This is a genomic window from Pantoea sp. ANP04 (assembly GCF_041982285.1).
Taxonomy (GTDB): Bacteria; Pseudomonadota; Gammaproteobacteria; order Enterobacterales; family Enterobacteriaceae; genus Pantoea; species Pantoea eucalypti.
This window is the reverse complement of the sequence record NZ_JAUTYS010000015.1, coordinates 43,626-56,925: the sequence shown is the minus strand read 5'-3', so window position 1 is coordinate 56,925 and position 13,300 is coordinate 43,626. Positions and strand designations below refer to the sequence as shown.

The window sequence follows — 13,300 nt, the reverse complement described above, 5'->3', positions numbered from 1 at the left end:
AATAAAAAAACTGTTAAACACAGCGGCATCAAAGTTGGTTTTGCCCTATCTTTAAATGGCTCTGTAATGAAATCCACTTCTTTTACAGAGTGATTTGACTCCTACCCTTGCCCCCTTTTACAGGGGGCACTTTTTCAGATAACACAGGTGACGGCATTCGCGAGTTTATGCTGACGGGTAATATGCGTGTATTTAGCGAAAATGTGGTGACTACGTTAATGCGCTGTCTGGAAAAATGGTGTATTTGTAACCTGATGATTCATCAGCCGGGCTTAAATTATCAACACTTAAAAACAGTTGTTTGAATTTAAAGGTATTTTTTATGAAATATCTAAAGAACAACTCTTATCTGCTAAAAAAGCTCGCCAAATCACCATGGTAAGGAGAACAAAAAACGCGTAATAATCAGTCACTATTGTTTTGACCGGCGCCTCACCAGGGATGTCGTAACGTTCTAATAATGCGCTATATCCGATATTCGCCCCCGCTTTTGCGGGGGCTTTTTATTTTACTCATTCCTTTATCACCTTCCCGCTCCTGAGCGATGCAATACGTCAATCTTCACAATCCTGACCACGCCATAAATTGATAGCCCGATTAATGCTGTAAGCAAAAGGTCATAATGGCTACAGTTGTGCCCTTAGCCATCAATTTTTCTGTGATATGGTTAATCAGTAATGTTTGGCCATATGAGTTTGCTTATGCTCTCCACCCTTATATATCGCAGCCAGCTTGTGGCTTCTGTCTCGCCAGAGAGATTACTGGCGCTGGTGGAACGCGCCAGTATTAAAAATGCCGAGGCTGAGGTCACTGGAATCCTGCTCTATGATGGGCAGTACTTTTTTCAGGTGCTGGAAGGAAAAGTCGATAATGTCCAGACTGTCTTCCAGCGTATCTGTCAGGATGATCGACACTTTAATCTGATTGAGCTGATGCGAGATTATGCGCCCGCACGTCGCTTTGGAAATGCTGGTATGGCCCTGTTTGATTTACGTGACTATCCGCAACATGCCGTGGTGGATGCCCTGCTTAAGCGAGTGACTCTGAGTGATGAGCGCATCAAACAAGACCGGGTAGTAAAGTTCCTGCGTTCTTTCGTCGAAGGACGTGATAAAGCGACGTTTATTGAGATCGATCCCGCCAGTCTATGGACGCTGACTTTACCTCTTAAACAAGACGTTCAGCCCGCCGGGCAACAGACTTCCGGGCAGCGCTGTGAATTTGCGCTCCAGCCAATTGTCGATGCAACAAATCGTCAGATTGTTTCCTGTGAAGCCCTGATACGCGGCCCACATGGCGCCCCACCCGCCGACTATTTTTCACAATTGCAGGAGAACGAGCGATACCAGGCCGATCTGCACTCTAAAGCCTACGCTTTCAAGCTGGCCAGACACCTGGGATTGCGGGAGCTGACGCTCTCCGTCAATCTCCTGCCCATGTCGCTGGTCGTGATCGATCATGCGGTAGACCATCTTATCCAGCAAATCATTCAGCAAGGATTGCGACCTGAGCAGGTCGTGATTGAGGTGACGGAAGATGAGATCATTTCGCGCTTTGACGAGTTTCAGTCTGCCGTACAGCAACTTAAAGCTGCCGGAATCAGTCTGGCGCTGGACGATTTTGGCGCCGGTTTCGCAGGCCTGTCACTGTTAGCCGATTTTCAGCCCGACAAAGTTAAAATTGATCGCAAACTCATCACCGATATTCACCGTAGCGGCCCTCGCCAGGCAATAGTAATGGCCATTCTTAAATGCTGCCAGGCGCTGGAGATCACGGTCATCGCGGAAGGAGTAGAAAAAATTGAAGAGTGGCTCTGGCTGGAAGGTGCTGGCGTTCGCTATTACCAGGGGTTTCTGTTTGCCCGCCCGGCCCTGAATGCGCTGCCTGCAGTAAGCTGGCCATCGCGCCGCCCGGACTGACTAAAGAGGAGAGCGTTCCTTTTATCTCTCCTCTTTTACTCAGAGTTTGACCCGGCTCACACCTCCCCGCTGCAAATTGCAAAAGCTGTGCCATGCTTTATTCATCTGGCAGCCAACAGGCAAAACAGATATTCATCACGTCCCTGGATAACAACCGAAATTGGGAGAATCACCATGAACGAAGATCGCATCAGCGGTAACTGGAAGCAGTTCAAAGGTAAGGTTAAGGAAAAATGGGGTGATCTTACGGATGATGATATGACCGTTGTCGAAGGGAAGCGTGATCAACTGGTCGGTAAAATTCAGGAACGCTATGGCTACGAAAAAGATCGTGCTGAAAAAGAAGTGAAAGATTGGGAAGACTCCAATAAGTATCACTGGTAATGCGTTCTGAATTGCCGGGCGTTACAGCGCCCGGCACCTGCTTTGATTTCCCTCAATCCTTATTCACCCTACTTAATGTCAACTGCGCCTGATGCGGGCAGTGATTATGGAAATGATTATTTCTTTATTTGCCGATGAAGCGCATACTGCAACTCTCGTCCCTGAACATGGGACCTCAAAATCGTCCGGATATTACCTATGCCTCACCACACTACCGACACCGTATGTGGCCTTGTCGGTGTTCTTCCTGAAACTCTGCGTCGCTGGCGCCGTGCCGGGCTAATCACGCCACCGGGTCCTGCTGGCTACTCAGATAATCAGCTCACGCGTGCGCTATGTGTGCGTGAAATGACGTCAGGAGGTCATACGTTGTTCGATATCCATACGGCAATTAACTGGCCCAACGTGGCACTGTCAGGCGGGTGGGCTTGTCGCGAAGAGGATATTTTGCAGTTGCTGGCCAATAATCCAGATGCTGATATCGATCGCGAACTTCAAATGATGAACACCGACTACTGTGGTGACGATTACGTTAATTGCTACCTGCGACCCCTTAACCTCTGGCTGCGCGCTGACCTGAGTGATGGAGCGGATATGCGTCTGCAACGCTTTCATGCCGCGGTTGTCGCGCAATGGGAGCGCCTGTCTCTGGCAGCCCGTCGACGCAGCACGGTTCCCTTATTCCTGGAAGCGGTCAGCGTTACAGATGAAACAGAGATCTGGATGGAGGCGATACGGCTTAATGGACAGGGTTTTCGGGTTGAAGTGGCCGCAGTCGCTTCTGGTCAACCCGCCGTGGCACAATGTCGTTTTGAACATCATCTGATGTGGTGTGGTGATGGGATTAGTGCCTCAATGAAGGCGGCATTTAATGCCAGTCTTGAAGCGGGTAAACCCATCATGCTGACTGGCACTAACATCGATTTGCAGTCGCAAAATAATCTTATCTTTGCCAGCGCCTGAGCACCGTCACCTTTTCACCAGCCGACACTTAAAAGGCGGAAACAGCCTTTGCCGTCTCCGCCCTGTTCATATTATTGATGTTCCAGCGTACGCTGACCGCCGATTGCAATCGGGATACGTCGCGGTTTCTCACTCTCTGGTATATCCTGGAGCAGATCGATATTGAGCAATCCTTCCGCCAGGCTGGCTTCAGTCACTTTTATATGCTCCGGAATAGAAAAGCTCAGCTGGAAATCGTGCCGGGAAATGCCGCGATGTATCCAGCGGCCACTCTCTTTGCCGGCCTCATCGGATGCGTGCTGAGATGCTTGTTCTCTGTGCCCCGCGACTGAAAGCCGATCGCCACGTAACTCAATCTCCAGTTCATGCTCTTTCCAGCCCGGTACGCTAACGGTCAACGCATAGCGGTTTTCCTCAACATGCTTAAGATCATAAGCAGGAACAGAGCTTACCGGACTGTCGCCAGTAAGCTGACTAAACAACTTATCGATGCGATTAAAGCGGTCTGAAAAAACTGAATCAGACAGGGAGGGGAAAACAGAAACGTGTTGTACTGACATAGTGATAATCTCCTGAACAGGTTCATCCAAAAGTTCATCTGACCGGTAACACACTCCCAGTCAACTTCCGAAATAGGGTTGTTAAGTCAGTTTTCAAGCCAGAAACTGGATTTTTTTATTGTTATCATACAGCCGGTTATTGCAGGGAATAACACTAAGGGCGATAACACAGCGTCTATTTCTTACTCTGGGGTGAAAGAACGAAATGGGGATGGCGGCCAGCCAATAATAATAGCAACTCATATTCGCCCTGACTTAATAACGTTGGATTGCCTGCAGCTTCTTTGGTTTGCCAGACTCTCAGGCTAAGGTCAAAACGCTCAGCAGCACTCTGCTGCGACAGGCCGGCGGCAAGACGAAGTTCACGCACGTTACTCTGGACAACCACAGGCGACTGGGGGGGACGGTTAACCAAACAAAGACTCCTTCAACACGATGAAACGAAAACGCACAGCGCTTCGCGATTGACTGAGCGAAGCGATCTGAAAGCGGTGAGGACGACAAGACCAGAGAATAATTGACTATTTTGAATAAATGTCAAATTTTCAGACTTAAGATTCAGACATAAATTTTTTAAGCGAAGCGGCATATTTCAACTCATCGGCGATTTTTCTATTTCGTTAGAGTGCTTTATTCTTCCCGCCAGGAATTATCCTGTTATTTGCCTTAAGGTCCATTCAGGGATTAATCCGCTACCTCATTACGCCTTTCTTCATCAGGATAGATGCTTAGCTTGAGAATTATGTTCAGGCTGCTTCATTGAAACCAGAGGAGGATAATAAATGAAAAATCCTATCCAGCGTCGCTCGCCTGATGATTTGTCACAGGTGGAAATTCGCGAACAGTGGCAAATCACTTACTGGACCCAGGAATTAGGTACAACACAGGAAAGGCTGACGCGCGCTATCCGGGAGGGGGGGCCGCAGACAGAACAGGTCCGGGACTGGCTTGAGCAAAATCCGCCGCCACGCCGTCCAACATAATCCCAGAGGGCTAAAAGTTTAATAAATCCTGACTGAAGCGCTGGTTTTCCGCCAGCCATGCGGTGGGTTGACCTGCATCAGACAGCGTTATGCTGACAGGTCACATCTGCCGTTCAAAATCACATCCTGGCTTTTGCTTAGTGTTTTTATGCGGTTACCTGTCCTTCGACCCGCAAGTTGCCATTGCTCTGCATGTAAACGTTGTGCTTCGGTGTAAAATTGCCTTTTAAATAATATTAACCATCCTGAATGCTTATTCATCTCATGATGACAGATAAACATTAGCCCTTCTTAAAATTACCTTTTTTATTTATAAAATGAAGAAGCTCAAATAGTCTCATGCCTCTTCGATTAAATTTTCAAATCGTAAACACGCTTTTAATGCGTTAAAGAAAATATTAAGAGACACCCAGTGCATAGTCCCTTATCATTAAGTTGAAAATAAAAATCACACTCTATTTCCTGCCGCCCGAATCACATTTCGTTCCGGACAGTTTTCTTTTTTTCGCACTGTAATCAGCCGGTGCGGGGGTTCTACACACATGCTTAACAATCCAGACGGCGACAACGAGCGCCGAGGACGCGCTTTACAGGCTCTGCGCGCCCCAGATGAAAGCCGCGACGAGGTTCTGCGGAAGTTTGTCCGGCTAGCCAGTCAGGCCCTGGGTATCCCGGGCAGCTTTATCTCGGTGCTGGATGATGAATTTCAAACAGTACAGGCATCACACAATTTTGATCTGCAACGCTCAACCCGCGCAGATTCACTCTGCCGCCACGTGGTTGACAGTGACAGTGCCGTTATTGTGCCTGATACATATCATGACGCGCGTTTTGTCACCCATCCTCTGATTACGGGCTCGCCCTTTATTCGCTTTTATGCCGGTGTGCCACTGAAAACCCGCGACGGTATGATTCTGGGCACACTCTGTGTTACCGACACCCAGCCACAGGCATTTGCGAGTGAGCAAGTGACGATATTGACGTTGCTCTCCACACTGGTGATGTCATTCCTGGAAGCCTGGCACTCGGCGGGTTTTACCGATCCGGTGACCGGACTGCCCAATCGTCAACGCCTGATACGGGATTTGCAGTATCTGGCCCTGGCCGGCGATACGACGCCACGCCGTCTGGTTCTGATTGACTGCATTGATATGTCACGCGCTTACGAACTGGCCCGGACCATGGGAATGACACCGGTCGAAAGTCTGCTAAAAGATATGGCTACCCTATTACCGCTGCGCCTGCGCCCGGCAGTTGGCGAGATGATCTATACCGTGGCAACGGGCCGGTTTGCTATCCTGACGCGAGCGGACAGCCGGCTCAGTGCTGCCTGGGTAGCCGGTCGTCTGGAGGGTATCAGCGCAGACATGGATGAAGGTCTGTCGGTCGCACTGACTCCCCATACTGGTGAAACGGGATTTGTTGCCGGCCATCTGCCAGCATCAGAAATATTACGTCGCGCGGTTAGTGCATTGAATGAAGCTGTTGGCCGAGGGCTGCCTTCTCAGTGCTTTAATATTGCATCGGAAACCCAGCGTTCAGAAGATTTCATGCTGATGACCGATCTTAAAACGGCGTTACGTGAAAATACCGGGCTTTACATGGTCTATCAGCCGAAAATTTGTCTGCAAAGTGGTAAACCGGTGGGTCTGGAAGCACTTATCCGCTGGCAACATCCCAGCCGGGGAGAGCTCTCACCCGCTGCATTTATCCCGCTGGCTGAACAGACCGATCTACTCTCTGTATTGACCATCTGGATTATCGATCAAGCGGTCGAACGTCTCAGCAGGCTGCGTAATAACTGTATCCAGTTGCCCTTGACCATAAACGTTAGTGTGCGCGACTTTGCGCGTGAGGGATTCGCTTCAGCGCTGGAAAGCAAGATGCTGAAATCTAAACTTCCGACTTCTCTGCTGGGCATCGAATGTCTGGAGACCGAACGTATTCTCGAAAGCCCCACCGCTCTGCGCGGGCTGGAGATGCTAAGGGAACGAGGATTCAAAATTTCACTCGACGATTTTGGCGCCGGCTACAGTAACATCAGTTATCTGCGCCGTATGCCGCTGGATGTGATTAAGCTGGATCGCTCCCTGATCAGTGAACTGTCCTCAGATACCGCTTCACGCATCATTGCCCGTAGCATTATCGCGATGCTCAAAGAGCTGGATTATACCGTGGTGGCTGAAGGGGTAGAGTGTCCGGACGCGGTGTCATCCCTGACTGAATATGGTTGCGATCAGGCTCAGGGGTATTTCTATTCAAAGCCGCTACGCGAAGAAGCTCTCGATCACTGGCTTCACTGGAAGCTACGTGGCGAGTGCCATTAAACTGGCCTGAACGCGATCTGATATCAGATCGCGTTTCGCACATCTGGTTCTCTCAAACACCCTCACATTCATTTATTCAAAATAATTGAATTACTTCAGCAAATATTAGCTATTTTAGTCCGGCATGATCTTGCCTATGATTCATTACATCGAGGCAAAACGCCTCTCCCTGAATGAAAATGCTGAGGATTCTGCCCATGAAAACAATCAAAAATTTCGTTGCTGTTACCGCACTACTGATTTCTTTTAGTAGTTTTGCAGAGAGTATTACCGCTACTGCTTCGACATTGGATGCTGCTGAAGCGAAAGTCGCGTCGCTGGCCAAAGATGCTGGTGCATCTTATAAAATCACCGGCGCACGCGTTGATAACCGTGCCTACGTCTCTGCTGAGCTGATTAAATAACGTTTATCAGGTTAATACGACGAGGCTGCCATTATGGCGGCCTTTTTTACTATGTAGCAGGCATGCAGTTGTCTGTTCAGTATCCGTGTCTTTAATACTGTCAGCGATTATTGAAATCGCTCCATCAATTTGCCGTTACGCTTACTGCCATCTGCTCTGGTGCAGTCTGTGCGACACTGAATAAGTAGTGATGAAACATTTATTGAACAATGTTAGCGTGTACCCAACATTCATATAAAGCTGAGCTGCACATGCTGACTACCATAATTTATCGCAGCCATATTTCTGATGATTTTCCGATCAGAACCATTCCCGCGATGGTCGACAACGCCAACAGAATAAATACGGCTCACGACGTGACCGGCATTTTATTATTTAATGGTACCCATTTTTTTCAACTGCTTGAAGGTCCGGAAGCGGGCATTCAGGCTGTCTATCAGCGAATTTGCGCCGATCGGCGACACCATAATGTAGTCGAGCTGATGCGCGATTATGCACCTTACCGCCGCTTTGGTAACGCGGGTATGGCGCTCTTTGACCTGCGTGAACACGATCGCTCATCACTGCTGCAGGCTGTGCTGGATAAAGGGACGTCAAAATATCGCCTGACCTATGATGATCGGGCACTGCAATTCCTGCGCACGTTCGTAGAGTCACGTGAAAAAGAGAATTACTACGAAGTTCTCCCGCCAGGTTACTGGGAGTTTATTTCCGAACACAATGATGTACCTGACTCCCGTCCCGAGACAGAAGGCGTCAGTTTCCGTCCAGTGGTCGATCCCCTGGCTCGTCAGGTCACGGCCATTGAAGCAACAACACTGAGGCCTGCGCATGCTGATGACGCAACAGGGGACCAGCTTTATGCTAACGATCTGGAAACCGTTAAAGCGACATTTGCCCATGCAGGGCTGGTCTGCCCGGACGGTATGACGCTTTACGTCAGTCTGTTACCGATGACACTGGTGGTGATACCTCAGGCTGTTGAGCAGATTGTAACCGCCATTCATCAGGCGGGGCTGGTTCCTGAGCAGGTCGTTATCGGCGTAAGTGAAACTGCAGTTATCTCGCAGCTGGAAGATTTCTCTGAGGCAGTACGCACGCTAAAAGCGGCTGGAATTAGTCTGTCCATCGACAATTTTGGTGACGGTTCCGCAGGATTGTCATTACTGACTCATATTCAGCCCGACCGCATTCGCATAGATGCTGGTATCACTCGTGATGTCCATCGCAGTGGGCCAAAGCAGGCCGTTGTGCAGGCGATCATCAAATGCTGTTCAGCACTGGAGATCAATGTGATTGCCGCAGGGATCGTACAGGCTGAAGAGTGGATGTGGCTGGAGGCCGCAGGTGTGATTAATTTCCAGGGCACGCTGTTCGCTGCTGCAGGCCGCTACGAAGCCCAGTCTGTCGCCTGGCCCGAATATCGGGAAGCGATATAGGGCAAGCTGCCTGAACAGTATCAAGCGGTGCGCCCGGGTGCGGCCGCTTTGATAACTGTCCTTTAAAGAGTCATTCAGCGCTTTAACCTCATCCCTCTGAACATGCCCTCCCCCACTGCCCTCCGTGTTGTGATATCGGGAAACCCGGCCACTTCTTACTGCAATTGTTGATAAATCTCTGGTCTCACTATTCATTCTCGCTAAGATCTCAGAGCAACCACTGTAGTGAGAAAAGCTCACCTTTTAACATCTGCATTGAGAAATCAGCGATAGCAGATCCTTATTTCGTATCAAAATCCATCAGCTAACCACTGCAGCGAGTAGACAGGCCTCATGCAGATTTTCGGAAACCACTATAGCGAGTAAATGAAAAAAGCATTCAGGGCAACTCAACCACTCTGGCTTTAAACACACCTCAACAGCACCCGTGCACGTCAGTCATGCCCTAACCACTGTAGAGAGTAAAAGACGAATCCCCTTCACAATAATGAAAGTTGACCCTTGATTGCATCAATTGTCGCAGTCTGCGGCCTTACAGAAGAGCTTTTAAGGATGCGATAAAGCATTTTGTCAGCGAAATTCTAAAGGTGGGTATCTTTATTAACGGCTGTAACGAGTAACAATTCAGGGAGAGGTTTAATTGAAGCTGTTAACAAAAACCTTACCTGGAGAGGCATTAAATGATAGTGAGTAATCACTTTAATCAGGGATTCATTGCCAGGCATAAAAGTCCCTGACAATAACAACCACTATGGAGAGTAAGCTAAACAATTTTGCTCCCAATTAACAACCACTGTAGCGAGAACATTTCATTATTGATCGTTGTTATCTGAGCATTAACTGGCCGTTTTTACGAAAAATTAGCCTGATAACCATTATAGCGAGTAAAGCCTGAGCGCGTCGGAGAGGAAAATCAGAGGATTAAGCAGAAATCAGGAGGGACTAACCACTGTAGCGAGTAACATAAAAACTCAAATTTTATCCCGGTAGCGCATCTGGTCTCTCTAACCCAGCGATCGCCAGTCTGAAGCAGACGTAGTAACCACTGTAACGAGTGAATAACAGGCCATTGTTTGGTTATCTGGCTTTAACAGACAGGTCCCTATACACAGTGAGTAACCACTGTAGCGAGCATGAAAATCACCGGACTCAGTTCAGAAAAAGAGTAAATGACAAGTGAGCATGCTGGCAGCGACGCTATTAAGACAAGATATCTGTTGTTAATCACTGTTCACTAACCACTGTAGCGAGTAGCAGTACTCGCTACAGTGGTTACCGTTTTAAAGAAGCCTATCCCTGCAAAATGGCGAGAGCGACACAGCGAATCTGTCACAGCTTCTTCTGCTTTCTGATTTTGTTGAGTAATTCTTTTTCCTCACGAGACACCATGACCAGTTCACTGTTCTCCTCTTCGATCATCGGTTCAGGCAGGCTGACATCAATAACGCCGGGGTCAAGATCAAGATCGTCATAATCGTCGATCTCATCATCGATCAGGTCAGAGTTGCTGAGTGGCAGTTCGGCCGGACGCAGCTTAGGATGACGATAATGCACCCAAAAGTAGACTGACGAGCCCCGCCGTGTTTCGGTGTAATCAAGATAACCAATCTCTTTTAACTGCTCCATGGCCTTTCTGACAGTCGCATTCTGGGTAATCACGCGTGACGTCAGGTTTAGTCTGGCACGCAGACGCGCCATTGATATCGGGGCAGGCTTAGGAGGAAGGCTTTCAATGAAGGTGTAGAGTGCCTGAGCGGATTCTTTGCGGGCCAGCTCATTGATAGCTTTCAGCTGCAGCAAAACCTTTCTGTCGAACTGATACAACTCAAAGATTTTGGGGTCAGCCTGCAGCGTTACCGTATCTTTCTTGATGCTGTATTTAGCCGACTGCACCAGATGCGTCGTGTAGTTTTCTCCGCCTTTACTGGTAAAGGTCAGAGTATTCGATGCGATACGCGTCAAGGATGCGTCCAGGCGGCTCCTGAGCTTCGAGGAGAGTCGTACCGAAGGTATGCCACAGAGTTTTGCGAATTCAACGAAAGAGAGCGTTACAGTGTCTCCCAGACACTCATGCGTGGCGAATGCTCGAATGATCCCGACCCAGGTTTTAAAATCATTATCCATATCCAACCGGGCACCCAGAATCTTAATGTTGTCATAGCCTTCTGACCTGACCAGGGATAACTGCTTAAGATCCTGTGTCACATCCATGGCATTCATCTGGTTTTTCTGACTGCGCGCCGTAGATTTGAGCGTCGGAACAAATAAGCCGAGCCGCATCAGCGCTACCGGCTGCACGGTGTTGTTACTGTTGGGGGTAAGAGTAACAACTTCACCTGTGCGTTTGTCTGTTTCGCTAAACGCATCGGCTATGTTCAGGATATCTGGTTCTTTTCTTGGCATTAGGAAGATCCGTGATGTGAACAGGCGAAAGCCGCTGTTACTCGATACAGTGGATACTATCACTCACTACAGCGGTTAATCTACTCACCATAGTGGTTATTTCTCTCGATACAGTGGTTGTTCTACTCGCTATAGTGGTTAGTCACCTTACCCCAGCTCAGGCGTACCGTGGCCTGGAGCGCGTTGGGGATCTTTAAGGAACTTATTAGGATCTTATGATGATCTGTTATTGGATCTATTCAGTGGATAACCCGGTAAAAAGAGGTTAACAGAACGGATAATTTGCCCTGCCCTCGACATGCAGCACTCGCTCTCATCGCACAGTGTCAGTGAAGCGACAGTAATGCCCTCTCAAAAGGGTTATACACACAATAAAAAGTCATTTACTCGCTACAGTGGTTGTTAAGTACTCGCCAGCGCGGTTGCTTTCCTCGCTACAGTGGTTATTCCACACTCTATAGTGGTTATTCTTCTCGCTATAGTGGTTACTGACACCCTTCAAAGCCTTGTGCCACAAGCCCTCAGACGTTATGGGGATCTGTTTAGGATCTCAATTTGATCTATTAAGGATCGACCAATTGGATCTGGCCTGTGAATAATGAGGATAAAACAGAGAAAACATGGCAGAAGCAGCATGTCAGATAGATCTGATGTTTAAGACAGGCATTGAATTGTGATCAGCCGTCAGGTTTGGTTTAGCAGAGGATTTAACATGAAAGCCCTTTGTACAAAGCATAAGCAGCAAGACCGTGAAAGAAACTCTGATAACCACATTTTAAATAGGGCTTTGATGTAGATTGAGCATTTGTCGTGCTCTTCATACTTTAAAGAGTTACCACCCTAAAAAATAATCTATCATTATGATAAATAAGGAATTATTATGATTTTTTCATGATGAAAACACCATAATCAAATTCCCCTTGTAATTTTCTGATTCAATATCTTATGTTGATTAACTGAGAAAGCGAAGTCTGGTTTACAGCAGCGTTCAAAAAGGAGCTGAACAGAAATTCAGACTACTAAAAGCAACCGGAAACTCATTTTTTTAAAAGTTGAAGATTGTCAGACTTGGAAGAAATGTTGTGCTGCCTCGTTTTCGAGTAAGTGAAGGTTCTCCTCAGAAAGAGAAACTGAGAGATAGGTAAATATTTGCGGAGTTGAATACAATATTGAAAGGGCGATGATACATATTCGCAATCACTTAATCGTCAAAATGTCCGGTTAAGATTTGATACCTGCTTTAAAAGTATGAGCCCTGCCCCCGGTCTGAAACGGGTACGGAAAGATCAGTGAATTCACAAAATTTATCAAGCGGCATAACGACTGGATATGTTGTTCAAACGCAACCTGAGTAAGTAATAGAGTGTTTGTCAGACTTAAAATACTATAAAGCTTCGATGAAGCCCGGCAATCAAGAGTATGAAAAAGTCATGACACATCATGATTTAAGGAGAGTAAAAATTTCAAATTTAAGCGATGGAAATTGAAAGGACACCACCATTAATCGACTTACCAGACTTGCAAGCCCTGTTGATAAAATTAATAAGCTGAAGCAATCATAAAAAGACTAAAAATCAAAGTTAGAGCTTATCTTCAACACGTTGCAACGCAGTTTTTCACCATTCAATTTCTCTTTTATGTTGATGATTAATATGAAATTTATTTAAATTTTCATGCTGAAAATACCATGGAAAACATATGAACTTTATAACTCTTTGCACAATAAACAGAATGGTATGCTGTAATATAAAGGGGTGAAACGACAGTTGAAAACGCCCTGAAGCCTCTTTAAGGAGGTAATCCTGAAACATCGAATTCATTCATTTCAGCGAGAGAAACCGTCAATTTGACCCACCCTTTTCATAACTCTCCCATCCATCTCATCGTCATCTTAATGTCACTAATAAAAAATCCAGGT

10 protein-coding genes are annotated in these 13,300 nt (G+C 47.3%); 7 read left to right on the top strand and 3 right to left on the bottom strand.

Annotated elements, in window-relative coordinates; all coding sequences use genetic code 11:
- Positions 1 to 701 precede the first annotated feature (701 nt).
- The 3 genes from Q7C21_RS18495 (at position 702) to Q7C21_RS18485 (ending at position 3,266) form a co-directional block, all read left to right on the top strand.
- On the top strand, positions 702 to 1,919 hold the full coding sequence (locus Q7C21_RS18495) for a diguanylate phosphodiesterase (protein ID WP_105100092.1): 1,218 nt from the start codon (positions 702 to 704) through the stop codon (positions 1,917 to 1,919).
- A gap of 174 nt (positions 1,920 to 2,093) precedes the next feature.
- Positions 2,094 to 2,303: a CsbD family protein gene (locus Q7C21_RS18490; RefSeq protein WP_003850662.1), complete on the top strand. Its 210-nt coding sequence runs from the start codon at positions 2,094 to 2,096 to the stop codon at positions 2,301 to 2,303.
- A gap of 198 nt (positions 2,304 to 2,501) precedes the next feature.
- Positions 2,502 to 3,266, top strand: a complete 765-nt coding sequence (locus Q7C21_RS18485) for a MerR family transcriptional regulator (protein ID WP_003850659.1) — start codon at positions 2,502 to 2,504, stop codon at positions 3,264 to 3,266.
- A 71-nt stretch (positions 3,267 to 3,337) separates the two neighbouring features.
- Here the strand turns inward: Q7C21_RS18485 and Q7C21_RS18480 are convergent, their stop codons facing one another.
- Complete coding sequence (locus Q7C21_RS18480) at positions 3,338 to 3,826, bottom strand: Hsp20 family protein (protein WP_375151016.1); 489 nt, start codon at positions 3,824 to 3,826, stop codon at positions 3,338 to 3,340.
- A gap of 175 nt (positions 3,827 to 4,001) precedes the next feature.
- Positions 4,002 to 4,241: a hypothetical protein gene (locus tag Q7C21_RS18475; RefSeq protein ID WP_008926786.1), complete on the bottom strand. Its 240-nt coding sequence runs from the start codon at positions 4,239 to 4,241 to the stop codon at positions 4,002 to 4,004.
- A 367-nt stretch (positions 4,242 to 4,608) separates the two neighbouring features.
- On the opposite strand from Q7C21_RS18475, the gene Q7C21_RS18470 reads away from it, so the two are divergent.
- From Q7C21_RS18470 to Q7C21_RS18455, 4 genes are all read left to right on the top strand, one after another.
- A complete protein-coding gene (locus tag Q7C21_RS18470) occupies positions 4,609 to 4,809 on the top strand; it encodes a DUF3606 domain-containing protein (RefSeq protein ID WP_003850653.1) in 201 nt (66 codons plus the stop codon).
- A gap of 542 nt (positions 4,810 to 5,351) precedes the next feature.
- The gene (locus tag Q7C21_RS18465; protein ID WP_003850652.1) at positions 5,352 to 7,136 is read left to right on the top strand and encodes a GGDEF domain-containing phosphodiesterase; all 1,785 of its coding nucleotides are present in this window, start codon (positions 5,352 to 5,354) and stop codon (positions 7,134 to 7,136) included.
- 197 nt (positions 7,137 to 7,333) lie between these two features.
- Positions 7,334 to 7,540 (top strand): DUF1471 domain-containing protein, encoded by a 207-nt coding sequence (locus Q7C21_RS18460; RefSeq protein WP_008926787.1) that lies wholly within the window; start codon positions 7,334 to 7,336, stop codon positions 7,538 to 7,540.
- A 251-nt stretch (positions 7,541 to 7,791) separates the two neighbouring features.
- Entirely contained in the window at positions 7,792 to 8,979 is a 1,188-nt protein-coding gene (locus tag Q7C21_RS18455) for a diguanylate phosphodiesterase (protein ID WP_003850648.1), read from the top strand.
- A gap of 1,329 nt (positions 8,980 to 10,308) precedes the next feature.
- Here the strand turns inward: Q7C21_RS18455 and Q7C21_RS18450 are convergent.
- A complete protein-coding gene (locus Q7C21_RS18450) occupies positions 10,309 to 11,382 on the bottom strand; it encodes a RepB family plasmid replication initiator protein (protein WP_008926788.1) in 1,074 nt (357 codons plus the stop codon).
- Positions 11,383 to 13,300: the final 1,918 nt, after the last annotated feature.